The sequence below is a fragment of the Nostoc sp. DSM 114160 genome (assembly GCF_053470305.1).
In genome coordinates this window covers 644,723-671,249 of record NZ_JBPFGO010000002.1, presented here as the reverse complement: position 1 = coordinate 671,249, position 26,527 = coordinate 644,723, and the positions used below count along the sequence as shown (strand labels likewise).

General features: G+C 44.1%; 19 protein-coding genes and 2 pseudogenes. 10 read left to right on the top strand and 11 right to left on the bottom strand.

Features of this window, described 5'->3' with window-relative positions:
• Window positions 1–323: 323 nt before the first annotated feature.
• Window positions 324–527: a hypothetical protein gene (locus tag NSTCB13_RS19905; RefSeq protein WP_448273576.1), complete on the bottom strand. Its 204-nt coding sequence runs from the start codon at window positions 525–527 to the stop codon at window positions 324–326.
• Window positions 528–1,447: 920 nt separating this feature from the next.
• Between NSTCB13_RS19905 and NSTCB13_RS19900 the strand changes: the two genes are divergently transcribed.
• The 5 genes and pseudogenes from NSTCB13_RS19900 (at window position 1,448) to NSTCB13_RS19880 (ending at window position 6,784) form a co-directional block, all read left to right on the top strand.
• A complete protein-coding gene (locus NSTCB13_RS19900; RefSeq protein WP_448267470.1) occupies window positions 1,448–1,600 on the top strand; it encodes a hypothetical protein in 153 nt (50 codons plus the stop codon).
• Window positions 1,601–1,930: 330 nt separating this feature from the next.
• Window positions 1,931–3,160 carry a sedoheptulose 7-phosphate cyclase gene (locus tag NSTCB13_RS19895; RefSeq protein ID WP_448273575.1) on the top strand — a complete coding sequence of 410 codons (1,230 nt, stop codon included), beginning with the start codon at window positions 1,931–1,933 and terminating at the stop codon, window positions 3,158–3,160.
• Window positions 3,161–3,164: 4 nt separating this feature from the next.
• Window positions 3,165–3,998, top strand: a complete 834-nt coding sequence (locus NSTCB13_RS19890; RefSeq protein WP_448273574.1) for an O-methyltransferase — start codon at window positions 3,165–3,167, stop codon at window positions 3,996–3,998.
• Window positions 3,999–4,057: 59 nt separating this feature from the next.
• Window positions 4,058–5,455 carry an ATP-grasp domain-containing protein gene (locus NSTCB13_RS19885; RefSeq protein ID WP_448273573.1) on the top strand — a complete coding sequence of 466 codons (1,398 nt, stop codon included), beginning with the start codon at window positions 4,058–4,060 and terminating at the stop codon, window positions 5,453–5,455.
• A 275-nt stretch (window positions 5,456–5,730) separates the two neighbouring features.
• Window positions 5,731–6,784 (top strand): annotated as a pseudogene (locus tag NSTCB13_RS19880) (D-alanine--D-alanine ligase family protein).
• 317 nt (window positions 6,785–7,101) lie between these two features.
• Here the strand turns inward: NSTCB13_RS19880 and NSTCB13_RS19875 are convergent.
• The 3 genes from NSTCB13_RS19875 to NSTCB13_RS19865 form a co-directional block, all read right to left on the bottom strand.
• A complete protein-coding gene (locus NSTCB13_RS19875; RefSeq protein ID WP_448273572.1) occupies window positions 7,102–8,364 on the bottom strand; it encodes a glycosyltransferase family 4 protein in 1,263 nt (420 codons plus the stop codon).
• A gap of 223 nt (window positions 8,365–8,587) precedes the next feature.
• A complete protein-coding gene (locus NSTCB13_RS19870; RefSeq protein ID WP_448273571.1) occupies window positions 8,588–9,391 on the bottom strand; it encodes a phytanoyl-CoA dioxygenase family protein in 804 nt (267 codons plus the stop codon).
• Between the two features lie 200 nt (window positions 9,392–9,591).
• Window positions 9,592–11,037 (bottom strand): MFS transporter, encoded by a 1,446-nt coding sequence (locus tag NSTCB13_RS19865; protein ID WP_445631105.1) that lies wholly within the window; start codon window positions 11,035–11,037, stop codon window positions 9,592–9,594.
• Window positions 11,038–11,531: 494 nt separating this feature from the next.
• Between NSTCB13_RS19865 and NSTCB13_RS19860 the strand changes: the two are divergent.
• From NSTCB13_RS19860 to NSTCB13_RS19840, 5 genes and pseudogenes are all read left to right on the top strand, one after another.
• Window positions 11,532–11,791 (top strand): annotated as a pseudogene (locus NSTCB13_RS19860) (Hsp20/alpha crystallin family protein); the annotation flags it as partial.
• A 45-nt stretch (window positions 11,792–11,836) separates the two neighbouring features.
• Window positions 11,837–12,838, top strand: a complete 1,002-nt coding sequence (locus NSTCB13_RS19855; protein WP_448274193.1) for an ABC transporter substrate-binding protein — start codon at window positions 11,837–11,839, stop codon at window positions 12,836–12,838.
• 929 nt (window positions 12,839–13,767) lie between these two features.
• Window positions 13,768–15,342: a sugar ABC transporter ATP-binding protein gene (locus tag NSTCB13_RS19850; protein ID WP_448273570.1), complete on the top strand. Its 1,575-nt coding sequence runs from the start codon at window positions 13,768–13,770 to the stop codon at window positions 15,340–15,342.
• Window positions 15,305–16,282 (top strand): ABC transporter permease, encoded by a 978-nt coding sequence (locus tag NSTCB13_RS19845; RefSeq protein WP_448273569.1) that lies wholly within the window; start codon window positions 15,305–15,307, stop codon window positions 16,280–16,282. The genes NSTCB13_RS19850 and NSTCB13_RS19845 overlap by 38 nt, the downstream gene beginning before the upstream one ends.
• Window positions 16,283–16,441: 159 nt before the next feature.
• On the top strand, window positions 16,442–17,260 hold the full coding sequence (locus NSTCB13_RS19840) for an ABC transporter permease (protein ID WP_445631109.1): 819 nt from the start codon (window positions 16,442–16,444) through the stop codon (window positions 17,258–17,260).
• Window positions 17,261–17,820: 560 nt separating this feature from the next.
• Here the strand turns inward: NSTCB13_RS19840 and NSTCB13_RS19835 are convergent.
• The 7 genes from NSTCB13_RS19835 to NSTCB13_RS19805 form a co-directional block, all read right to left on the bottom strand.
• Window positions 17,821–20,943, bottom strand: a complete 3,123-nt coding sequence (locus tag NSTCB13_RS19835) for an efflux RND transporter permease subunit (protein WP_448273568.1) — start codon at window positions 20,941–20,943, stop codon at window positions 17,821–17,823.
• 73 nt (window positions 20,944–21,016) lie between these two features.
• Window positions 21,017–21,367 carry a DUF5615 family PIN-like protein gene (locus NSTCB13_RS19830; RefSeq protein ID WP_448273567.1) on the bottom strand — a complete coding sequence of 117 codons (351 nt, stop codon included), beginning with the start codon at window positions 21,365–21,367 and terminating at the stop codon, window positions 21,017–21,019.
• 15 nt (window positions 21,368–21,382) lie between these two features.
• The gene (locus NSTCB13_RS19825) at window positions 21,383–21,706 is read right to left on the bottom strand and encodes a DUF433 domain-containing protein (RefSeq protein ID WP_448273566.1); all 324 of its coding nucleotides are present in this window, start codon (window positions 21,704–21,706) and stop codon (window positions 21,383–21,385) included.
• A 92-nt stretch (window positions 21,707–21,798) separates the two neighbouring features.
• Window positions 21,799–24,921, bottom strand: a complete 3,123-nt coding sequence (locus NSTCB13_RS19820; protein ID WP_448273565.1) for an efflux RND transporter permease subunit — start codon at window positions 24,919–24,921, stop codon at window positions 21,799–21,801.
• Window positions 24,918–25,142 (bottom strand): hypothetical protein, encoded by a 225-nt coding sequence (locus NSTCB13_RS19815; RefSeq protein WP_448273564.1) that lies wholly within the window; start codon window positions 25,140–25,142, stop codon window positions 24,918–24,920. The genes NSTCB13_RS19820 and NSTCB13_RS19815 overlap by 4 nt, the downstream gene beginning before the upstream one ends.
• A gap of 7 nt (window positions 25,143–25,149) precedes the next feature.
• Window positions 25,150–25,839, bottom strand: a complete 690-nt coding sequence (locus NSTCB13_RS19810) for an efflux RND transporter periplasmic adaptor subunit (RefSeq protein ID WP_448273563.1) — start codon at window positions 25,837–25,839, stop codon at window positions 25,150–25,152.
• Between the two features lie 109 nt (window positions 25,840–25,948).
• Window positions 25,949–26,443 carry a hypothetical protein gene (locus NSTCB13_RS19805; protein ID WP_448273562.1) on the bottom strand — a complete coding sequence of 165 codons (495 nt, stop codon included), beginning with the start codon at window positions 26,441–26,443 and terminating at the stop codon, window positions 25,949–25,951.
• Between the last annotated feature and the right edge of the window lie 84 nt (window positions 26,444–26,527).

Genomic DNA, 26,527 nt, shown 5'->3' with positions numbered 1-26,527 from the left:
CTGCGCCCCTTTGCGTAGCTATGCCACAGGCTTTACGACTACGCTACAGTGACCACCTGCCGACGCTCGCGGACTCGCTTGCCGTCGGCGCTATCCTGCCTCATCTCAACTATAAATATTCACGCCGACCTACTTATCTTTATTTTGTCACTTTGGGAGAACCCAATCGCTGAAAGACTTTCAGAGCTTGAATTTTCAAGTTTTGGCTACAAATAGTTACTATTAGAAAATAGAGGCTCAAAGGTTGACTCAATCAAAGTTTCAGAATCTTGCTTCGATTATTGTTTTCCAAGAGTGACAAAACAGGTTTATTCCATAATGTCTTAGACTACGCCACTTGCGATCGCATATCGTAGCAATATTTTACTATCTATGTGAATTAGTGTACTGTTGAGTTCATTCGGTAAATTGCGAGCTTTTACCCGTGAATCTGCCTGCAAAAGTGAAACATTGTATGTACGTGCATCTATAACCGACAAAAGCGACGAATTTTGAGCAACGCAATCCATAATTACAGCAGAAATCATGTATTTGAACCACACCTATCGCAGGAGTGCAAGTCCTTGCGCCCCTACTGCGTGCTCTATTTACCTGAAAATAGCTGTAAATTCACTAGATGTCTGTTATATCAAGTCCGGTTAATTATTTATGATTACCGCATCTGTGCAAAAATCCGAAAAGCCTTTTTCCCCTACTCCCTGCGATCTAAATGATAAGTCTTTAGTCGGACACGATATTAGATATAGTTTTTGCACATATATTTTTGTATAAAGTATCTATCTTGAGACATACTTATTGTAAATATTTGGTTATTTAGTACACTTCGCATGGTGGATTGACTTAAATATATTTACAGATGTTATGATTTGTATTACTGTAATGTTATGATTTGTGTTGTACTTTTCAGGTACCAATTAGTAAATTATTTTTTGGTTTAAGCTGAAAAGGCTTAATTTGAGGCTAAGAAGGCAATTTCAGCAAACTTAGAAACCTTTAATACACACAAGTATTCCTTAAAAAAGTTAAACTTTTGTTACAAGGAACTCAGATACATTTAAATTCTGAATTTTCAGGAGTTGCTGAGGTAAGTATGTTGGTTACGGGGTACTAAGTTTACCTATTCAAGAGCTACTGTACTGAGATTTTTGAAGAAAATGCAGTGAGTCATCTTTGTTTTTAGCCATTTTATGGTTTGAGACTAATGCAAAAAAACAGCGAGATGAGGATTAATCATTTCTGTAATATCAAATGTCAGCCTAGAGATAGACAATGATAAACAATATGAGTAGTTTACTAAGATATGAGTTTTGCAAAGTCTAACGATCGAGAAGTTGTTAGAGACAAATATAGTGGAGTTAAGAAAAATTCAGGTAAACTTCCTAAAAGTCCACTGTTATTATGAAGCAAATAGAATGTAGCAAGTTTAGTAATATAAGGTTTGAGACTAATGCTAACAAATAGCGAACTAACGATTAATCAGGGTTCTAATCTCAAATTGAAGTTGGGAGATCAACGATACAATCAGTTATCTCGGTTAGAATTTTTGCAGAATCGTACAGTTGGAAAGCCACTATATCTAGATATAGTGGAATCAATCTGAATTCAGATGAATTTCCCAAAACTAAAGTCAATAATCCACAGAATAAGCGGGCAAATATTATGCCAATATGTTGCTAGTGGGGTTAATTGACTTGTTTGTGGTTAATACCGAATTAAGGGTTAACCCATCTACAGAACTTACTCAAATGAATAGTGTTGTTTAAAAACATTGCCAGTCAGTAATAAACGTTAGCTTTTAATAAAAAGCTAATTTTGTCTTGTCTTTTATCTGAAAAGGTAAAAAGCATAGCTGTTTGCTGGCATTCATGAGGGTAAATCGCAACTATTACCGAAATCTCACAATTTTGTAATTGAAATCAGGTCAACACACATGAATAAAGTTCAAGCATCATTTGAAGCTACCGAAACTGCGTTTCACGTGCAAGGTTACGAAAAAATCGATTTTAGTCTTGTCTATGTGAACGGTGCATTTGATATTGAAAACCGAGAAATCGCAGATAGCTATGCAAAATTTGGTCGCTGTCTGATTGTAATTGATGCCAATGTTCATGAACTTTATGGCGAGCAGATCAGGTCATATTTTAGACACTATGACATTGAACTGACAGTATTTCCGATCATCATTACAGAGCCAGCTAAAACCCTGGTAACTTTTGAAAAAATTGTTGACGCTTTTTCGGACTTTGGCTTAGTTCGTAAAGAACCAGTCTTAGTCGTTGGTGGTGGTCTAGTTACTGATGTGGCTGGGTTTGCTTGTGCTGCTTACCGTCGCAAGAGTAACTATATCCGCATTCCTACCACGTTGATTGGTTTAATCGATGCAGGTGTGGCGATTAAGGTTGCAGTTAATCATCGCAAAGAAAAAAATCGCTTAGGAGCATATCATGCGCCTTTGAAAGTAATCTTAGATTTCTCATTCTTGAAAACCTTGCCAACCGCTCAAGTTCGCAATGGGATGGCAGAGTTGGTGAAAATTGCGGTAGTTTCTAACTCTGAAGTCTTTGAACTGCTATACGAATATGGCGAAGAACTGCTTTCGACTCACTTTGGATATGTGAATGCAACACCGGAAATTAAAGAGATTGCCCATAAAGTAAACTACGAGGCAATAAAAACCATGTTGGAGTTAGAGACTCCTAACTTGCATGAAATAGACCTCGATCGCGTCATCGCTTACGGTCACACTTGGAGTCCTACCCTAGAATTAGCACCTCAGATACCTCTATATCATGGTCATGCGGTCAATATAGATATGGCTTTGTCTGCAACCATTGCAGCACAACGCGGTTATATCTCAACACAAGAGCGCGATCGCATCCTAGACTTGATGAGTCGTATCGGTTTATCACTCGATCATCCTCTTTTAGATGGGGATTTGCTCTGGTATGCTACCCGGTCTATAAGCTTGACACGAGATGGCAAACAACGCGCAGCTATGCCTCGTCCGATTGGTGAATGCTTCTTTGTCAACGATCTGACTCGTGAAGAACTTGATGCTGCCTTAGCTGAACACAAACGTCTTTGTACTAAATACCCTCGTGGCGGAGAAGGGGTTGACGCATACATTGAAAGTCAAAAAGGCAAGCTAGTAGGGGTGTGAAGATATGACAAGTGTTTTAGGGCGAGAAACAGCTAGACCAATAACGCCACATAGCATCTTAGTAGCCCAGCTACAGCAAACCCTCAAATTAGCCCAAGAGAAGAACATTTCCGTAGAGATATTAGATTCTTTACGGCAGGGAGTTCAATTAGCGGCGGGTTTAGATCCCTACTTGGATGATTACACTACCCCAGAATCGAGCGCATTAACAGCATTAGCGCAAAAAACAAGCATTGAAGACTGGAGCAAACGCTTCAGTGATGGTGAAACAGTGCGTCAATTAGAGCAAGAAATGCTCTCAGGACATCTGGAAGGACAGACATTGAAAATGTTTGTTCATATCACCAAAGCAAAGCGCATTCTAGAAGTAGGAATGTTCACAGGGTATTCAGCTTTAGCAATGGCAGAAGCATTACCAAGTGATGGGCAACTTATCGGTTGCGAAGTAGATCCTTATGTTGCTGAATTTGCTCAAGCTTGCTTTAGTGAGTCTCCCCACGGCAATAAAATCGTTGTGGAAGTAGCACCTGCTTTAGAAACACTCCATAAGCTGGCTGCTAGAAAAGAAGTATTCGATCTGATCTTCATTGATGCCGATAAAAAAGAGTATGTAGATTACTTCCAGATCGTGTTGGATAGTAACTTACTGACTCCCGACGGTTTAATCTGTGTGGATAACACTTTGTTGCAGGGACAAGTTTACCTACCACCCGAACAACGCACCGCCAACGGTGAAGCGATCGCTCAGTTCAACCGCGTTGTCGCCGCCGATCCTCGTGTCGAGCAAGTTCTATTACCCATCCGAGATGGTATAACGCTAATTAGACGCGTGGTGTAACAAAGTTTGTAGAGACGTTGCAATGCAACGTCTCTACAATAAACACAAAGGAAAGACTTATGGCACAATCAATTTCTTTATCTCTGCCTGAATCTCCAACATCATCAACAGGTGTTCGGGTTAAGGTAGTAGCTCTATTCAAAACTCTCGGAACTCTGACATTATTACTAATAGCCTTGCCGTTCAATGCTTTGATAGTATTGATATCTTTGCTGTGGGGCATTGTGCGTTCGCCGTTTCCGAAAAAAGCTGTTGTAGCTACTCATCCTCAGACTATCTTGGTGAGCGGAGCCAAGATGACTAAAGCATTGCAACTTGCCCGCTCTTTCCATGCCGCAGGACACAGAGTTATTTTGATTGAAGGTCACAAATACTGGTTGTCTGGTCATAGATTCTCAAAAGCGGTGAGTCGTTTTTATACAGTTCCGGCTCCGCAATCAGACCCAGAAGGCTATATCCAGGCGCTAGTAGAAATCGTCAAGCAAGAAAAGGTTGACGTTTATGTACCTGTATGCAGTCCTGTAGCTAGCTATTATGACTCTTTAGCAAAGCCTGTATTATCAGAATACTGCGAAGTTTTTCACTTCGATCCAGATATCACCAAAATGTTGGATGATAAATTTGCCTTTACCGATCGGGCGCGATCGCTTGGCTTATCTGTCCCCAAATCGTTTAAAATCACAGATCCTCAACAAGTTATCAATTTCGATTTTAGTCAAGAAACCCGCAAATATATTCTTAAAAGTATTGATTACGACTCCGTTCGCCGCTTAAATTTAACCAAACTTCCCTGCGACACCCCAGAAGAGACAGCAGCCTTTGTCAACAGTTTACCCATCAGTCCAGAAAAACCTTGGATTATGCAAGAGTTTATTCCGGGTATTGAATTATGCACACATAGTACAGTGCGGGATGGGGAATTAAGATTGCATTGCTGTTCAAACTCTTCTGCGTTTCAAATCAACTACGAAAACGTCGAAAATCTCCAAATTCGTCAATGGGTGCAACACTTCGTCAAGAGTTTGGCACTGACTGGACAAGTTTCTTTCGACTTTATCCAAGCTGAAGACGGTACAGTTTACGCCATTGAATGCAATCCTCGTACCCATTCGGCAATCACAATGTTCTACAATCACCCCGGTGTTGCAGACGCCTATCTTGGTAAAACTCCCCTAGCTGCACCTCTGGAACCTTTAGCAAGTAGCAAGCCGACTTACTTCCTATATCACGAAATCTGGCGACTAACTGGTATTCGTTCTTGGAAACAATTGCAAACATCGGTTAATACTCTAGTGCGGGGCACTGATGCTATTTACAGTCTTGATGACCCTATACCATTTTTGACTTTGCATCATTGGCAGATTCCCTTACTTTTACTCAAGAATCTCCAACAACTCAAAGGATGGGTAAAAATAGACTTCAACATTGGCAAACTGGTGGAATTAGGTGGCGATTAAATAATTTGTAAATTAAAGAAGAATTCAGTATATCATAGCCCCTTCCTCGCTTGCATACGGTGTACATACCACCCCCTCTAACTCCCCCTTGCCAAGGGGGAGAACCGGATTATTTCCCCCCTTGGCAAGGGGGGATTAAGGGGGGTAAATCCAGGGTTTGGGTTTCATTACCAAGATGTGTATAGACCGTAGCCTTGCTTGCAAAGAGGGGTTCTCATGGCCCACTCAACTGAGAACCGCTATATAAATTCTAATACTACATAGGAAGATAAATCATGCCAGTACTTCGTATCCTTCATTTAGTTGGGTCTGCATACAACGATTTTTACTGTGATTTGTCACGCCTTTATGCTCAAGACTGTCTCGCGGCAACGGCAGATCGATCGCACTATGAATTTCAGATTGCATATATCACACCCGATCGCCAATGGCGATTTCCTCCCTCCCTCAGCCCTGAAGATATTGCTGATACTAAACCGATGACTCTGGCTGATGCCATACAGTTTCTAACAGCACAAAACATTGACCTCGTGTTACCACAAATGTTTTGTATCCCTGGAATGACTGAATACCGGGCTTTATTCGACTTGCTGAAGATCCCTTACATCGGCAATACTCCAGATATCATGGCAATAACGGCGCACAAAGGCAGAGCTAAAGCAATTGTTGAAGCCGCAGGGGTAAAAGTGCCTCGTGGAGAACTGCTTCGCCAAGGAGACGTTCCGACAATTACACCTCCAGCGATCGTCAAACCCGTAAGTTCCGATAACTCTTTAGGGATGGCTTTAGTCAAAGAGGCTACTGACTATGACACTGCTCTTAAGCAAGCATTTGAATATGCTTCAGAGGTGATTGTAGAAGAATTCATCGAACTCGGTCGAGAAGTTAGATGCGGCATCATTGTCAAAGACGGAGAACTAGTGGGTTTACCCCTTGAAGAGTATCTGTTAGACCCCCACTCCAAACCCATCCGCAGCCATGCTGATAAACTCCAACAAACAGAGGATGGCAACTTGGGTTTCGCTGCTAAAGATAATAAAAAGTCTTGGATTGTAGACCCGAACGACCCGATGACCCCAAAAGGTTCAGCAAGTGGCTAAGAAGTGTCATCAGGCTTTGGGTTGTCGCCACTACAGTTTATTTGACTTCCGCATCGACCCAAAGGGACAACCTTGGTTTTTAGAAGCTGGATTGTATTGTTCTTTTGCCCCCAAAAGTGTGATTTCCTCTATGGCGAAAGCAGTGGGAATCCCTTTAGATGAGTTATTAATCACGGCTATCAATGAAACGTTGGGCAGTAATCAAAAGGTATTGCAGAATTGCTCGTGAATTTCTCGGTATAAATTTTTCTGCTTGTAGTGGGTAGGAGAGCGATCGCTAATTAACGTGAGTTCGACAAGCCCTTTTTTGACCTCTCCCCCAACCCTTTTTGGACACGGAGAGGGGGAGCCAAAACCCTAATTTCTCGTTGCTCCTCCCTTTCCCCGTGGGAGAGGGAGGTTGGGAGGGAGAGGTTCATCGAACTCACGTTAATTAAAAGTCGGTTGAGATTGCGATCGCTTTGCCAACGCCCGCCATAGGATACCCAAATGACTGTAGGGCAACGCTTTTAAAAGGTTTTTAATTCCTAGTCAGTGGTTGTTAAATTAATGCGTAAGCATTTCCTCAAAGAGGGATAAGTAACGATATGCTTGTAGCTCGCTCGGATACTCTTGTTCGGCTTTTTCACGAGCGTTCGCGCCAAGTTTTTGATGCCGTTCTTTGTCTTCTATTACCCAGATAATCCCATTTGCTAAGTCATCACAACTAAAACATTGCGCTCGATATCCATTTTTTTGATGTTCAACTATATCTTTGAGTCCCGTTGAATCAAAAGAAACCACAGGTGTGCCGCAGGACAGGGATTCACAAGCAGTCAGTGGCAAATTATCCTCAATCGATGGCACAATCATGACATCCGCAGATGAGTAGAGAAGTGCGAGCTTATTTCGATCGTCAACTTTGCCTAAGTAGTGTACCTTAAAACCTAAATCAACTGCCTCTTGAGGTTGAGATGAACCAAAAACAATTAATTCAATCTGCTCTTTCCACTCAGACTGACTGAGTTTTTGCAACGCTGATTGCAATAGTTCAAATCCTTTTCTGGGATTGCCAGTTCCATTAATTGCTCCAAATAGAAGTAGTTGCTTATTTTGTGGGAGGTTAAGTAACTTTCTGGCTATTTGACGCTCCGTCGGTTTATAAGTGTTGATATCTAATCCGTTGGGAATAACTCTGATGTCACTATTTGAAAATAGTGAACTGGATTTAGCACATTCAGCAAGCCAATTACTAGGAGTGACAATAGTCAGCTTGAGATTTTGCCATGCTTTAATTTTACGCTGCCAAACCCAGCGAGATAAATCCCAGCTTTGCTTGCTATTGAGTTGAGGGCAATTTCCACAAAATTTTGTATAGCGATCGCATCCTAGAGAATAGCAACATCCACCTGTGAATGCCCACATATCATGAAATGTCCAAACAATCGGCTTATTGAATTTTGCCAGTGCTTCAATTGGTATAAATCCGTCACATATCCAATGCAAGTTAATGATGTCTGGATTAAGTCTAGCAATTTGCGATGTAACTGTATTAGGGAGCCATTGCAGCCGGAAAAATGTCGGGTTACGTTGCCTATTTCTATAAATATTTAGTGGTAAATCATTTAAAAGCGGACGAGCTTTCCAGATTGTTTCGGCTACCTTATTGGGAGAACTGACCACAGTAGAGTCAGCTATTCTTTTATCTTGAATTAGCATCTGAGAATCAATTTCTAACCTCAGTAGTTCCTGATGTAGCCAATAAGCAGCACGAGCAGCTCCCGCCCCTCCCTTGGGATCGTAGGTATTAACTAATAGAGGCTTAATCATTGTTTATTTAACTATTTATTCACTTACAGAAAGTTTAAGGCTACCTAAACACAATCGGTAGATAGTTGAATATTAGAGAATTTTCAGTTAAAAAAATATCCCGTCGTAGGAACGCAAGGTCTTGCGCCCCTACAAATCTATAAATAATTTGGGATAATTTATTTTTTGCAAGTCCCTAGTACAAATTATTTTCTAACTCGATCGAATTATTCATTTGTACCAATTAGTAATGCGGTTCAACTCTCGGAAATATATCGCAGTCTATCGGCTCGCCAGGTTTTTTGGTTTTGAATGAATTCAATTCTGGCAAATCAATTTCTTCAATCGGTCTGAAAGGCCATGCTTTCGGGCGGTGATAATAAGTAATATCATCGCCAGTCCAATTTGTGACTACCGCACGTCGTTGTGTGGTTGATATATTGGTTGCTGAATGATGAATTGTCAGAAAATGATGAACCAAGCAATCTCCAGGCTCCATATCCCAAGATAAAATTTCCTGCGATTCTGGCTCTACAAACCAGGAAGGGTTTGATCCTTCACGTAACTCTTTGCCCCATCGATGAGAGGCTTTGATATACTCTAATCGACCATTTTCTTGGTTGACACTATCTAAAGCCAACCAAATTTTACAACACTGCCAGCCTTGTATGGGCCAGTAAGGTAGGTCGTTATGCCACCCAACACGGCTGTTTGTTTTCGGCTTTTTAACAAAGAAACCGTCAGTCAAAAAGTTGAGTTTTTCTGATTTCAAGACTTGAGCGGCGAGCGTTGCTAGCGGAGATTCAAAAGCCAAAGCACGAAAATCAGCATCAGTGAGCCATAAGCTACTGCTATGTTCCACATGACCTTCTGATTTGGGGATGCCCTTAACTTCTAAAGGGCCGGGGATTAATACATTCTTATCAACGGCTGTTCGCATCCGTTCTACCCAGATGTCATCCAAAACATTTTTGACGCAGATAACACCGTCTCGCTCGAAAGCTTCAACTTGTTGGGTGGTAATTTTTGATCTGTCTACCTTAAGCATTACGAAAAAACGAATAAAGTCAGATTTATGTAATAACAGATTTATAGAATCTGCTTTACTGACATTAACTTAGTCACTAAGTTATAAATCTTTATTACTGTAAAGTAAAGATAGAAGTTAGCAGTTCTTCCTATAGGTGGATAAATCTCCAAGTTAAGTACAACTTTTTGTTTTCATATTTGCAACAAAGAAATTTCATCCTAACTACCTAAGTCTTTTTTAACAATGAGTGGCACAAGTGAAGCTAATCGTAATACACCAGATACAATAAATACTTCTGCTATGCCAAAAGACCCAGCAAATTGAGCGATGAAGCCACCAATAGTTGCTCCTAAAGCACCACTTGCTCCAGCAACAGCTGCTGCGATCGCAAAATATATAGACTGATTTTTCACTGGTGCAATCTCTATCTGAAGATTGTTGTTACACAAGTCAACTCCTCCCCAATTAGCTCCAATAAAAATGTGTAACAGCGGCAACCATAGCCAGAGATCGAGAGGACTAGAACCCATCTTTAGCCACAGCCAGGGTACGACGGCAATGAGAATTCCATTAGAAATTAGAATCGGACGATTGCCTATTTTATCTGCTAATCTACCCCAGACGATTAGCATTAGCATGTGTGCTCCTGCTCGCAGACTGTTGTAGAAAGTTACCCAACTCACATCCAAGCTCAAGGTATCTAGCAAGTAGAGGTTAAAAAACGGGGCACTTAGATTAACAGCAAATGTCCATGAGCCGAAATAAAGTAGAAACACCAAAAAATTAGAGTTTTTCCAAATGCTGTTATCTATCTGGTTTTGAGGAGTTGGCATTTGCGGCAGAGAGATTGGTTCAGATATCTCACCAGGTTCATTTGGTGCCGAGTCCGACTGAATCTCACTGGTTTGAGATGAGTTAGCATAATAAGTATTTTGTAGTTGAGGATTTATATCAACCTGAAAATACTGACACCCCAAGCTCACAATTCCAAAGATAATGCCTAAGAGCAAAACCACCCCATAACCTTGAATAGCTCCCCCATACCAATGTGATACGGCTAGACCGGCTATTGGCAAACCGACCAACTCGGTTAAGTTAGCAAGGCTATTGCGTAGCCCGAAATATCTACCTCGTAATTGCCGTGGAACCAACATTGCTATCCAACTCAACCAAGATGCGGCTCCTAGTCCTCCTAAAAAATGGCTGCATACGAGAATCAAAAGCGACAATATCACTAATTGGTTGGAATTAAGCCCTCCCCAACTAAAGCTAAAAATGCCAATTACTAAAATCAGCCATAGTAGCCGACCAATCCCATGAGTGCGAAGCGAATACTGAAAACGGCTAGTGCTGCGTTCAGACAAATAAGCACCCATCGGCTGAAAGAGATTTACCAGCATCGGGATAGAACTCACCATACCAAATACCACTGGACTGGCATCTAACCCTACCAAGAAATTACCTAGCAAAATTCCACCAGTACCAATAGAGAAAAGTGCTGCGAAAATACCATCGATAGTAGAAGCACTCAAACTGGTGCGAACAGCATCTTTAGGAATACGAGGGCTGAGTGTTGAGCTAGGAGAGAGTGTTGTTGATGGTGAAGCAATCTGAGCAATTTCTATAGAAAGAGGCGCACCTGTTTCAATTTGAGAAGAATCCATAAATCTAGTATTTAAGAAAATAATTTAGAATTTACGTATCATACACATGTACTATACTAAGTTTAGGCTTTTAAGCTGTGTCTAACACCAAAAAGAGTTGCAGTCAACAATTGAAATGTATATATTGACTGTTTGTTATCTTTTGTGCCTAAAATTATTGTCATTGATGTGCTGAAAATCGTTTTCAAGTTTACAGATGGCAGTTTATCTCTGGTTTCTTGATTGAAACCGCAGGAATAGTCTAGACTTCTTGGCATTTGTCGGGAAAAGGGGAAGGTGGGGTTCCAAGAAGGGGAAAAGGGAAGGGGTAAAGGAATAGAATTTTTCCTTTCCCTTTAACCTTTTCCCTTTTCCCTTTAACCTTTACCCTTTTCCCCAAGAGTACAAAAAGCACAAATGCCAAGAGGTCTTCTGTATACTCATCGGGTATTTTGTTTTTATTTTAAGAGTTGATATACCCGATTTGCGAAGTGAGATAGCAATACTACCTCAACGGTCTGGAAAAACCGGGTTTTAAGATGCAGGTATCCGCAGAAGCAGTATCGATCGCGGGTGAGCATAAAAGCATAAATTAGAAGTCAAAACGGAAGAAAAAGGCATGACCCGCACTGAATTCCGCTATGGCAGGTTTTAGCACGTAATTTTGCTACTTATCCACGTTTAGAATGAACAGGTTCAAGCAAAATACAAAGATGGCATTCTCAAGCTGACGCTGCTCAAGGCTAAATCTGAGAAGAACAAGGTTGTAAAAGTATTCTGGGAGTTAGAGTGTCTTTTTTTGTTTCATACAACAAAGCCGATGAAGAAGAAAACCTGTTTTGGATACTCAGATATCGGAGCTTATATGCCAAAGTTGTTGGTATTTAGTGCCTACGTTGCGATCGTTGTTTCGGCTTTCTCGCTGTCTGGCTGTATACGCGAAAAAACAAAAAAAATTGTCGGATTTTCGCAAACGGAGAACATTGGGCCGTGGCGCATTGCCGAAACAAACAGCATTAAGGAGGAGGCCGCCAAGCGTCAGAAAACTTATGATTTTCTGATGACAGATGCCCAAGGGCAGACATCGAAGCAATTTGCCGACATTGAGGATCTAATCGCACGACAAGTTGATGTTATATTTCTTGCACCACGTGAGTATGAGGGTCTTACGCCCGCCCTCGAAGCAGCCAGAGCGGCAAAAATACCAGTTTTTCTCATCGACCGTGAAGCAGCAGGAAGACCAGGCGAACATTTCGTCAGCTTTCTGGGGTCGGATTTTATCGCCCAAGGCCGCCGCGTTGGTGAATGGCTAGCCCAAGCGACCAACGGTAAGGCATCCATCGTGGAACTCACAGGAACAGCGGGTTCATCGGTTGCAATCGATCGGGCTAAGGGATTTCGTAATGCGATCGCTAGTTATCCCAACATGAAAATCATCGCCACGCAGACGGCGGATTTCTCACGGGCTGCGGCCCAACGTGTAATGGAAAATATCATTCAGGCCAAGGGTGCCGACATTACCGCAGTGTATGCTCACAACGACGAAATGGCATTGGGTGCTATCCAAGCTCTCAAATCCGCAGGTATGAAGCCTGGTAAGGATGTGATGGTTGCTTCAATCGATGGTCAAAAAGCCGCGCTTGAGGCAATTATCCGTGGTGAGCTTGGTGTCAGTGTCGAATCGAACCCGCGTTTTGGCCCACTTGTTTTCGCCACAATGGAAAAGTATTTTGCTGGCAAGAAAATTCCTCCAAGGATTATTCTCAAGGACAGACTGTTTGACGTGACCAACGCTAAGAATTTCGTAGATGAAGCATACTAGTACCGCAAGGTGGAATTCAAGATTTAAAATTCAAAATCAATACAACGTAAGCGTTTCATTAATTTAGAATAGCTGGTTTATTTACCCCGCAGTGTACTAATTACAGCTTTGCGTAAAAGCGTAGCGTTTTTAATGCAAGCCGATGCATTAACATAACAAGCCGACGCATTAAAATAACAAGCCGACGCATTAACATAACAAGCCGACGCATTAACATAACAAGCCGACGCATTAACATAACAAGCCGATGCATTAACATAACAAGCCGACGCATTAACATAACAAGCCGACGCATTAACATAACAAGCCGACGCATTAACAATACATCTCAATACAATAGACTTCTTGCATAAATCAAAAAAAGAACCCCACCCCGCCTTTGACTTACTTCAAAGTCTCCCCTCCCCGCTTTTCGGGAGCAGGGTGGTTTCATACAAGCAGAGAAAAAATAAAACTGAGTTTCAAAGCCTCTCTCCGCTTCGGGGAGAGGAATGGAAGTGGGGTCAAAATCTATGGTTGTACATGAGAAATCAAGACTTATGTATTTTTCTTTTTTCGTATGAAACCACCCTGCCTCCCCGCTTTTCGGGAGGGGCTGGGGGTGGGGTGTTAGGGAACTTTTGCAAGAGGTCTAATGCCATTGCAGGGTATTGCCCAATACAGTTCAAATAAGCCTTTTTCTCTCCCCCTGCCTCCCCTGCTCCCTCTGCCTACCTAAACAGATAAATTTCCTTAACCCAAGCATATTAGGGTATTGCTAAATTTAATCCGCTACGAATTAATGAAATGTTGTACTAAGTAGTTCTCACCTAAAATAGAAAAAAGATAACCGGAACTATCCTGAACCTCCACGAAAGACAAAAAATTACTATAGTGCGAAGTGAAGGATCTCCACTATCGGCAATTAAGACAAAAACTAGGTAAAGCCGATGAATCAGGCGACTAGAAATGTCCTGTGCATGACGGGTATAAAAAAAAGTTTTTCCGGCGTGCCAGCGCTATCGGAGGTGGATTTTGAACTGAAGGCAGGCGAGATTCATGCACTGGTCGGAGAAAATGGTGCTGGCAAATCGACGCTCATCAAGATTATGACGGGGGCTTATCGGCGGGACTCAGGTGTTATGGAGTACGACCAGAAAACCGTTGCATTTCAGAACCCGACCGAAGCACAGGCGGCAGGCATCGTAGCCGTCTACCAGGAAATTCAACTCGTGGATTTGCGAACTGTTGCTGAGAATATTTTTCTGGGCAGGGAGCCGCATCGCTTCGGCATTATTGATAGACGGGTAATGAATACTAGGGCCGCCGATATCCTGGAGCGCCTGGGGTTGCATATCGACCTGCGCTCAGTGGTTGGTTCGCTCAATATTGCTCATCGCCAGATGGTGGCGATCGCCCGCGCCATATCCTTTGGTGCGCGGGTGCTGATCCTCGATGAACCCACGAGTTCGCTGACGGAAACTGAAGTTTCTGTGCTTTTTGATGTCATGCGGCGGCTAAAGTCGCAAGGGACATCTATCGTCTACGTCAGTCACCGTTTTGAAGAACTTTATGCCGTGTGCGATCGCGTCACGGTACTGCGTGATGGGCGCAACATCGTAACGCGATCGCTCTCGACCCTGACTCGTCTAGAACTCGTTTGTTTTATGCTAGGTCGTAAACCCGAAGAGGTAAGCCAAGGAGTCACGGCATTTGCAGAACACTCGCAAAACACGCCTTGTCGGTCAGTGCTGCTCCAGGCGGAAGCTCTCAAATATAAAAAACGGCTCAATGGTGTTTCCATTGAAATGCGGCATGGCGAAATCGTTGGGCTTGCGGGTTTGCTCGGCTCTGGTCGTAGTGAAACGGTGCGTGCCTTGTTCGGGGCTGAACCTCTTGAAGGTGGAACTGTAAAACTCGAAGGTAGTCTTTTATGCCTGCGCGATCCTCATGATGCCATAGACGCAGGCATAGCTTTCCTTTCTGAAGATCGCAAGGCGGACGGGATCGTTCCTGAGCTTTCGGTACGCGAAAACCTCACGCTTGCTGCCCTACCGAACCTTACACAATGGGGCATTGTTTCCAGAAAACAACAGAGCGAACTTGTAGAGCGTTTCATGCAGCGTCTTGATATCAAGGCAGCCAGCGCCGAGCAGAAGATCCACGAACTATCGGGTGGCAATCAGCAGAAGGTGCTTCTGGCGCGATGGCTGTGTAAGAATACCAAACTTCTTCTCCTCGATGAGCCAACTCGCGGGATCGATGTTGGTGCAAAGCGCGAGATCCAGCAGCTAATCGCCGAACTAGCAGAGCAAGGGCTGGGAGTTCTGATGATTTCCTCGGAAGTGGAAGAGTTGGTTGAAGGTTCGCAACGTGTCGTCGTCCTGCGTGACGGGCAGTCAATTGCGGAACTCAGTGGCGAACAGAAGAACATCAAGGCAATTCTGCACGCAATGGCTGAAGGTGCAGATCGTCAGGAAGCCGTCGGTGGACAATCCCAAACAGAGCAAAATACAAATGAGTAGCAAGAAGTCCGATCTGGGTTGGGGAACCCTGTGGAACCCAAACTTCGGTGCATTTGCGGCACTCTTAATTCTCTATGTTGCCAACGCCATCTTCACACCGCGTTTTGCAACAATTAGCAACACATTGAATATGTTGCTGCAAGTATCCACAACAATGTTGGTTGCCGTTGGTATGACCTTTGTCATTGCCTCCCGTGGCATCGACCTGACGGTTGGCTCTACTATGGCATTGGTTTCAGTCATTGTGGCATTGCTGATTAAGTATGGGATGACTGTGGCCATCTTGTTCGCTTTGAGCGCGGCTCTGTTGGTTGGTTTTATCAATGGCTTTCTGATCTCGCGTCTGAAACTTGATGCTTTGATTACCACCTTGGCGGCTCTGATCTTATGGCGTGGGATTGCTCAGGTTATCGGGGACGGTAAGCTCGTTCCTTTTGTCAATCCGACATTTGAAGCGTTGGGAAAGGGCTATCTCGGTTCTATACCAATTCAAGTTGTCATTGCAGCAGTAGCGATCGCGGCAGCTTTCTTCTGTATTCGCTCTACACTTTTGGGCCGTCATATCGTTGCAGTCGGCGGCAATGAGGAGGCTGCACGGCTTGCGGGTATCCGTGCGGAGCGCGTGAAATATATAGTTTATATAATTAGCGCCCTGCTTGCCGGGTTAGCCGGACTGATCGAAACAGCGAGGCTGGGCATGGGCGATCCGAGTAAGGTCGGTGTCAACGCAGAATTTGATGCGATCGCGGCTGTTGTTGTTGGCGGCACGCCCTTCTCTGGTGGTCGGGCAAATATCCTCGGCACTGTTGTCGGGGCCTTGCTCATGCAGGTGATTTCCACAAGTTTCAATATGCTGCTGATTCCCTTTACCTGGTCATTAGTTTTGAAATCCGTAATCATTCTTTTCGCCATTTTTTTGCAGCGTCCAAGGGAGGTTTAATGCGTCATGCCTGCTACAAGGTCTCTTGCGCTTACGGGTTTGCGGCATCTTGCCAAGCTCCTCACCTCCCAGGGCGTGCTACTCATGCTCTTTAGTTTGGCTGTTTTCGCATCCTTTCGTTATGAAACGTTCCTGACACCTGTTAATCTGATGAACATCATGCGACAGAATAGTATGCTGGCGATCGTGGCGCTAGGCATGACTGTCGTCATCTTGAGTGGAGGAATCGATCTGTCTGTGGGTTCCCTTGTTGCTCTAGGCGGTGTTGTTACAGCAATGCTTGCCGGACAAGGAAGCTTCGTAGCGATCGCCAGTGGCATTGCTAGCACCACGTTGCTCGGTGTAGTCAATGGTCTTCTTGTGTCTCAGGCGCGGCTTCAGCCGTTCGTTGTTACCTTATTCACTGCCAGCGCTGCACGCGGTCTGGCGTTGAGCATCACCGAGGAAAAGTCCATTGCCGTATCATCGGCAGCATCGGGATTTATTTGGCTGGGTAGAGGATTCATTGGTTGGGTTCCTGTACCTGTGCTGATAGTTGCACTCTTATATTTTGCAGCTTGGTTTATGCTGCACAGAAGCCGATTAGGTTTGCACATATTCGCTATTGGCAATAACGAGGAGGCTTCTCGGCTCATGGGCGTGAACCCAAACCGAGTAAAGCTGGCAGTCTACACATTTAGCGGGTTGCTGTCAGGGCTTGCTGGTATTATTCTCGCAGGCCGTTTAGGGGCGGGTCAGCCCGTCGCTGCCTTTGGCTGGGAAACAGATGCGATCGCCGCCACCGTCATGGGAGGAACGTTTCTCGCAGGAGGTCAAGGCAGCGTGTTTCCGACGCTAGTCGGTGTACTTTTACTAGGAATGATGTACAACCTTTTAAATCTTGAGGGAACCATTACTCCTTGGTGGCAGCTCGTACTTCGTGGGGCCTTCTTGCTTTTGGTCGTGCTTTTTCAGCAGCGTATTGTGCAGAGAAGCTGAGTTTATTGAAACGGTTGCAGCTGGGGACTTCCAAGAAATAAATTATTCACTCTTGTGGGGTGGGCGACACGAGCGCCCGTTGATATCATGTCCGGTTAAAGACTTATCATTAAGACCGCAGGGGGCAGGGAGCAGGGGGCAGTGGGAAAGAGGTTTTCCTGGTTTTTGCACAGATGCGGGAATCATAACTAATTAGGCGGACATGATATGACAGGGGCGGACATCTTGTCCGCCCCACAAGAAAATTTGTATATCTTTTTATTTGGAAGTCCCTTGTTCAGAGTTTCTGAGTCTGTTCAATAGTTATTGACTCTAAGCGATCGCTTTACAAGAAAGGCAGAGGGCAGAGGGCAGCTATGCTGAAGTTCAGGAGTATCAATTAAAACTAAAGTTGCAGGGTATAAAGCTCAGTCAAAACTGATAATTATACCGAGACTGCTTGCAGCGAGGTATAAAACGTCCTTGTTTCAATCCCACTCTTTTAAGGGTGGGTTGCCTTCTGCCTTCTGCCTCCTGCCTTCTGCCTTCTGAATCATGCTCGACTTTACCAAAAACTATTATTAACTTTTAACTGCTGGCAGATGCTTTTTTTCAGTTTTCCTACTCTGCATACTCAGCTTTTTCCGCCATGTCTCCATATAAATGTAAAACACTGGAGTCAGATACAGAGTTAATATCTGAGAAAACACCAATCCACCAACGATCGCAATCCCTAAAGGACGACGCGCTTCTGAACCGACTCCTGTCCCCAAAGCAATGGGTAATGTCCCAATTAAAGCTGCCATCGTCGTCATCATAATTGGACGGAAACGAATCAAGCAAGCGGCATAGATGGCATCAAAGGAATTTTTTCCTTCCTTTCGCTGGGCTTCAATGGCAAAGTCTACCAGCATAATCCCGTTTTTCTTGACGATGCCCACTAAGAGAATTATGCCGATGAAAGAGTAAAGATTTAAATCAACCTGGAAAATTAGCAGCGTCAGTAATGCACCAAAACCCGCCGAAGGCAAACCAGAAAGAATGGTGATTGGGTGAATGAAATCCTCATAGAGGATACCGAGAATCAGATAGATGACTACAATAGACACCAACAACAGCACGCCTAAATCGTTGAAGGATTGTTGGAAGGTTTGGGCTGAACCTTGAAAGCTGGGTGTAATTGTTGAGGGTAGCACCTCACTGGCTGCTTGCTTGATGGCATCTGTAGCTTGACTCAGAGACGTTCCTGGAAGTGTGTCAAAAGAGATAGTTGCAGAGGGGAGTTGAGCAACGTGAGTAACCGTGAGCGGGCCGACACTCTGGCTAATATTAGCGATCGCACTCAAAGGAACAAGTTTTCCAGTACTTGATTGCACATAGAGCATCGATAGGGCGCTAGGATCTCGTTGAAATTCCGGTTTGACTTCCAAGATTACATAGAATTGGTCATTTGGCGTATAAATAGTGGAAACCTGGCTAGAACCATAAGCGGCGCTGAGGGTTTGTTCAACTTGTTGAGCGGTAATGCCAAGGGTTGCAGCTTTGTTGTGGTCAAATTTGACTTGGATTTGAGGAGTGCTGAGTTGTAAATCACTGTCAACATTCTGGAGTCCTGGTAGGGTTTTGACTTTATCTACAAGTTTAGGAACGTATTGGCGCAGGTCTTGTAAATTCAAACTCTGCAAGGTGAATTGATAAGTAGAATTGGTTTGTTGTCCGCCAATGGGAATAGCTGGCGGAGAACGGAGGAAGGTTTTAACCCCAACTACACGTCTCAACTTGGGGGTTAACTCTTGAATGATTTGGTCAGCATTCAATTGACGTTGAGAACGTGGCTTGAGCCGAATCGTAATTCGCCCGGAGTTTACCGACGCATTCGGCCCACTTGCACCCACAATCGAGTCAACGGCTTCAATGTTAGGGTCTTGACGAATGATATCAACAACCTTTTGCTGGTGACGGCGCATATCATCAAAAGAAATATCTTGCGCTCCTTTGGTGTTGGCCGTCAGTTGTCCGGTGTCTTCTGTAGGAATAAATCCTTTGGGAACGATGACGAACAAATAGACGGTCATTACCAGCAGAATGCCAGAACCAATCAGTGTCATCAAGCGGTATCTTAAGACAGGCTTAAGAGTCCAATCATATCCCCGCAGTAGTAAATCAAATGCCCGTTCTGAAACTCGATATAGCAGATTTGGTCTTTGTTGATGCGAACGCAGAAAGCGACTGCATAACATGGGGGTGAGACTGAGGGAAACAAAACCCGAAACCAAAATTGCCACTGCGATCGTCACGGCAAATTCATGAAATAATTTCCCGATTATGCCACTCATGAACATGATGGGGATGAACACCGCCACTAGGGAAAGGGTCATTGACAAAATGGTGAAGCTGATTTCCCTCGATCCCTTCAATGCCGCGTCTAGGGGAGATTCGCCCATTTCTCGATAACGGACGATATTTTCTAATACAACGATCGCATCATCCACCACAAAGCCCACAGAGAGGGTCAACGCCATGAGTGAAAGGTTGTCTAGGGAGAAACCCGACAGATACATCACCGCAAAAGTGCCAATGATCGCTACAGGTAGCGCCAAACTGGGAATTAGGGTAGCTGTTATGTCACGTAAAAATAAGAAAATCACCAAGACAACTAGACAAACCGAGAGAACCAAGGTAAATTTCACATCATTGACAGAGGCTCGGATGGTTTGAGAGCGATCGTACATAATCCCCATTTCAATGGATTTGGGAACTTGTTCGCGGAGTGTAGGTAAAAGTTCTTGGATGGAATCAACGATATTTACAGTATTAGCTCCCGGTTGCGGCTGTACAGCCAGAACAACAGAATGACGATTTGTTACTTTGCGATCGCTATACAAATTCGAGACTTTGACGTTTTGTTCGCTGTCAATTACCTGCCCCAAATCTTGGAGTCGCACGGGGGCACCATTCTTGTAAGTTACAATTAGCTGGCGATAGCTGGCAGCATCGGTGAGTTGACCGTTCGCCTGAATCGTATAACTTTTGTAAGTATCAGAGAGACTCCCAGTTGGCAAGTTGACATTTCCCTGTTGAATTGCAGTTTTTACCTGATTTAGACCAATTCCCCTTGATGCCAACTCTCGCGGGTCAAGCTGGACGCGGACTGCATATTGCTGTTGACCAAAAACCTGTACCTGAGCAACACCATCAATCATCGAAATTGGTTGACCAACTGTTACCTCTGCGTATTCATCTACTGTTGAGATTGGCTGTGTCTCAGAATACATATAGAGGAAAAGAATTGGTGAGACAGATGGGTTAACTTTGCGGTAGGTAGGAGGGTGAGGCATTCCGGCTGGCAGTTGTCCTGCGGCGGCTGAGATGGCAGCCTGTACATCTTTGGCGGCATCTTCCACTCGGCGGCTAAAGTCAAATTGTAGGGAAATGTTAGTGCTGCCTGTGGAACTGGTGGAATTGAAGGAATTGAGTCCGGCAATTTCGGTAAACTGTCTTTCTAGCGGTGCGGCGACTGAAGATGCCATTGTTTCTGGGGTAGCACCAGGGAGACTAGCAGAGACAGAAATAAAAGGATATTCAACGTTGGGTAGGGCGCTGATGGGTAACAGTAGATAACTCATGAGACCGAAAATGAGGATACCCATCATTACCAAGGTGGTCATGACTGGACGACGGATGAAGAGTTCTGAAAGGTTCATGAGTTTTGTTCTCCCAGAAATGTGAATTTTGGCTACTGATTTTTGACCTAACTAAATGGTATTGGTTGATATTTCATAAGGGCAAATATAGGACAATCCCTTTCCACTCCAACCGATCGCTGTAATTAACCAGCAGCAGCAATTCGTCAATTGCTTGTCTAATTGGCATCCGATCGTTGACTACAAACAAACCCAACATTTGTTCTCCTTTTAACAATCGTTCGTAAGCGAAATCTGGCATCGTTGCCCGATCGTGAGTGAGGACTATGCGATCGCTCGCTGCTGCCCAATTTAAGATTGCTGGGTCATCTACTTCCTGCAAACCAACATCCTGAACGCGAAGTAAGTCAAGATTTGGTTGACGCAGAAATAGCCCTCGCACAATATCGCCATTGAAATTCTCATCACTCAATAACTTCAGCATTGACATTTTTTCAAATTATTGCTGGGCTAATAAGCGAGAACGAATTAGGCTCAAATCAGGTTGAACATTTGACAGATGTTGATGAACAGATTCAGCTAATTGTTCGCGTTGTTCGAGGTATAATTCCACAGCATCTCGATGTCGAAGGTAGTAGCCAATTGTCAGATATACATCAGATAATGACAAGGATGAGTAACGCCCAACAATAGATTCAGGGGATGCACCATCTTGAAAACTACGAATCACCAGTTCTAGCAAAACCCTTGTATTACCTACCCGAATTGCACCTGTTGCATCTTCACTTAAGGGAGGAATTTCTTGTTCTATTGCTAAAGTCATAGTGTAATTATTCCAAAAACGCTAATATCTAAATTTTAGTGGGGTGCTATTTCGTAATTCGTAATTCGTAAGACTATATTGCTTGTAGAAAATTACGATCGCCCACCTGAAAATGAAAATACCCGCCGGAATTTAACTTGATTAAGCTTCTTCCGCCACGATTCCATATAGATATAGAATACGGGTGTTAAATACAGAGTCAATATCTGAGAAAACACTAGCCCGCCCACAACTGCAATACCTAGAGGACGGCGGGATTCGGAACCAGCCCCAAATCCGATCGCAATCGGCAAGGTTCCCATTAATGCTGCCATTGTTGTCATCATAATCGGGCGGAACCGCACTAAGCAGGCTTGATAAATTGCCTCGGACGGTTTTTTACCTTCTTCTCGCTGGGCTTCAATTGCAAAGTCCACCATCATGATGCCGTTTTTCTTCACAATGCCCACTAAAAGAATTATGCCGATAAAGGAGTAAACATTGAGTTCGACATGGAATAATATCAGTGTTAACAATGCCCCAAAACCGGCTGATGGCAAACCAGAAAGAATTGTAATTGGGTGAATGAAATCTTCATAGAGAATACCCAGGATCAGATAAATTACTAAGATGGCGATCGCTAACAATAAACCCAAACTCGGCAGTGAGCTTTGAAATACTTGGCTTGCGCCCTGAAAGCTGGTGCTAATGCTCTTAGGAATCACTCGATCGATCAGTTCTGCAATTTTTTGGTTGGCATTTCCCAAGGATGCACCGGGAGCGAGGTTAAAGGAAATGGTAGCGGCGTTCATCCGACCGTTATGATTGACCATTAACGGGCTGACTCCCTGAGATAGTTTGGCGAATGTCTTCAGAGGAACTGCTACTCCTGTGCTGGAGTTAATGTATAAGGTCAACAGAGCATTGATATCTTGCTGAAACTGGGGTGCTAATTCCAAAATCACCTGATACTCATTGGTTGCTGCATAGATGGTTGACACTTGGTAGGAACCGTAAGCACTTCTGAGGGTGTTTTCGATTTGCTCGGCGGTTATCCCATAAGTTGAGGCTTTATCGCGGTCAATGTCAATTTGAATCTGGGAAGCAAACTGTAAATCGCTGTTGACATCCTGGAGTTCTGGCAAGTTCTTCATCTTCAGCACAAGTTGAGGAACATATTCCTGCAAGGGTTTGACATCAGAACTCTGAAGTGCAACCTGATAAAGTCCTGTGCTTTGTTGAGCGCCAATAGGTATCGCTGGCGGATTTTGTAAGAATACTTGGATGCCTGGAACAGTGGCAAGTTTGGTTCGCAAATTTTGCACGATTTCGTCAGCCCCTAGTTGGCGCTGCGATCGCGGTTTTAATCGAATAAATAAACTACCGGAATTGGCTGCAACTGCTGCTCCACTGCCATTAGCACTCGCTCCCGCGCCAATATTGGAGTTGACTGCATCTACATTTGGGTCTTCACGAATCAGGTTAGCAACTGTCTGCTGATGCTGGACAAGATTATCGAAGGATGCATCTTGGGCTGCTTGGGTGACACCTGTAATTTGCCCGGTATCTTCGCTAGGAATAAAGCCTTTGGGAACTACCAGCAACAACCCAACTGTCACCACCAATAGAACGACAGATAAAATCATCGTGGTGAAGTGATATTTTAAGACTTTTTTGAGACTCCAATCGTACAAACCAAGGAAGCGATCGAATACATATTCGGAAGCTTGATATAACCGACTTTGATTAGCATGATCCACGGGACGCAGAAAACGGCTGCACAACATCGGAGTCAAAGTCAAAGACACAAAACCAGAGACGAGAATTGCCACTGCGATCGTCACAGCAAATTCATGAAATAATCGTCCTAGCACTTCACTCATGAACAACATGGGGATAAAGACTGCAACTAAGGAAAGGGTCATCGATAGGATAGTGAAACCAATTTCTCTCGATCCATTCAACGCTGCTTCTAAAGGACGTTCCCCCATTTCCATGTGACGGACGATATTTTCTAGCATGACGATCGCATCATCCACAACGAAACCCACTGAAAGGGTTAACGCCATCAGTGATAGGTTATCTAGTGAGTAGTGCAGCAAATACATCACTGCAAAGGTTCCAATCAGCGAAACGGGTAATGCCAAACTGGGAATCACCGTCGCCGAGAGGTTCCGTAAAAAGATGAAAATTACTAAGATAACTAGAGCGATCGTCAGAATCAACGTAAATCTGACATCATCTACTGAATCTCGAATTGACTGAGATGCATCATAGAGAATCCCAATTTCTACCGATGCCGGAATCTGTTCTCGCAAATCCGGGAGCAATTTCTTAATCGTGTCTACGACTTGTACCGTATTGGTTCCGGGCTGTCTTTGAATGGTGAGAATAATGGCGCGGGTGTTATTGTACCAGCTTGCCACCTTGTCATTTTCTACACTGTCAACAATCCTACCCAGTTGATTGAGATAGATGGGCATTCCATCTTTATAAGAGACAATCAACTGACGATAAGCAGCCGCATCCTCAAGTTGACCGTTAGTTTGAACTGTAAAATTCTTGTGATTTCCCGAAAGACTGCCGGTAGGCAAATTGACGTTACCTTGTTGAATCGCCGTCGCCACCTGATCTAGCCCAATTTGCCGCGTTGCCAATTGCTGCGGATCGAGTTGAATTCGAGCCGCATACTTTTGGGAACCGTAAACAGCTACCTGTGCCACCCCATTGATTGTAGATAGCTTTTGCGCCAGATAAGTCTCGGCATAATTATCTACCTGGGAAAGGGGCAGAGTCGGAGAATCGAGGTAAAGATAAAGAATCGGTTGGTCTGCGGGGTTGACCTTACTGTAAGTCGGAGGATTGGGTAAATCGTCAGCAATTTGCCCCGATGCTCCCGATATCGCCGCTTGCACATCCTGCGCCGCATCATCAATATTCCGACTCAGGTTAAATTGCAGGGTAATTTGAGTCTGTCCCAGAGTGCTAGTTGAGTTGAGCGAATCGAGTCCAGCAATACTGGAAAACTGCTTCTCTAAAGGACGGGCAACCGATGCTGCCATTGTTTCCGGGCTGGCTCCCGGTCGGGAAGCACTTACCTGAATTGTGGGATAATCTACACTTGGTAAATCGCTGATCGGCAGCAAGCGATAACTCATGAAACCGAAGATCAAAATCGCTGCCATCACCAGAGTTGTCATGATTGGGCGGCGGATAAATGGTTCCGAGAGGTTCATGAATCACCTCCACCAGAGTTACGGGAATGATTTCTTCTTGGCTGATTTGAGTCATTACCGCCTTGGGAATTGCCGGGTGTTTTGACGCGGACTTTGCTCCCGGAAACGAGATTTGCCTGACCATCAGTGACGATTTTATCGCCTGGTTGTGGGCCTTTCTGAATTACATCTAGCCCCTGAATGGTGCTGCTAACTGTAACTGGAACGTTTTCTACCGTCATGTCTGGCTTAACTACAAAAACAAACTGTCCATCGGGGCCATTTTGCACGGCTTGGGAAGGAACAACCGTTGCATTTGGTTGTTCGGGTCAGCGTTAACGTTGCGTTGACAAATTGGCCGGGAAACAAGTGTCCCTGAGTGTTGTCAAAGTCGCCAATCAGTTGAATTGTCCCCGTGGTGTTATCGACCGTGTTATTGACAAATGTCAAAGTACCTGGTATGGAACGAGATGGATTGTCGGGGAATGTCACATCTACCTTCAGCTTGCCATTCTGCATATACTTTTGTACTTGGGGCAGATTTGTTTCAGGAATGGAAAAAGCAACTTGAATCGGGCGAATTTGGGTGATGGTAACAAGTGGAGTCGTGCTATTGGCTTGTACCACATTCCCCTGAGTCACCAAAATATTGCCAGCGCGACCATCAATCGGCGCATAAATTTTGGCGTAGGATAATTGCACTTTGGTATTTTCTAATGCTCCTTGGTCGGAAACGACAACAGCCTGAGCATTAGCGATCGCAGCTCGATCGCCTTTGACAACAGCCTGAGCATTAGTCAGCGCCACGCGATCGCTTTTCAAAACAGCCTCAGCATTAGCGATCGCTTCTCGATCTGCTTGTAGGGTTGCTGTCGCCGATTTGCTATTAGAAACGTATTGCTGTGCTTGATCTAAACTAATCGCGCCCTTTTTATACAACGCACTATAGCGATCGCTCTGTCCCTGAGCAAATTCTGCTTGCGCTCGATCTTTAGCTAAATTCGCTTCGGCTTGTCGGACTAAAGCTTGGTCTTTGACTAAAGTGGCTCTAGCTTGGTCTACCTGACCCCAAGTCTCTAGTTAATGCATCTCTAGCTTGTTGTACTGAGGCTTGGTCTTTGGCTACAACACCTTGAGCTTGCTGGATTGCAGCAGCTTGCGATCGGTCATCTAGGGTAAACAAAAGTTGTCCCTTTTTCACATCTTGACCTTTCTTGAAATAAACGCCAATAATCCGCCCGCTAGCTTGGGGCGTAATCGATACTGTAGACCCCGCTTGCACATTACCGATCGCCTGCAATTGTATCGGAACCGTTTTTTGTGTCACCATTGCCACAGTTACAGGTGTAACTTGTTGCTTATTACGCCCAGATTTTTCACTTTTGTCTGACTTGGCTGCACCTGCATAGATGCCAAAAAAACCTAATCCAGCCAGTAATAACACGCCCAAAATTATCAAAGTAATCTTTTTCTTTTTTGGCGATCGCGGTAGCTCTGGTTCTATGCTGTTCTCTGTCAAATCGTTAGAAATTTCATGGTTCATCAGAACCTCCAATGCATTTTAGTTAATTAAAAACCGTGAAATCCTTTACTACCTCAACTGCCGCCGATCCCAATTTCATTTGAG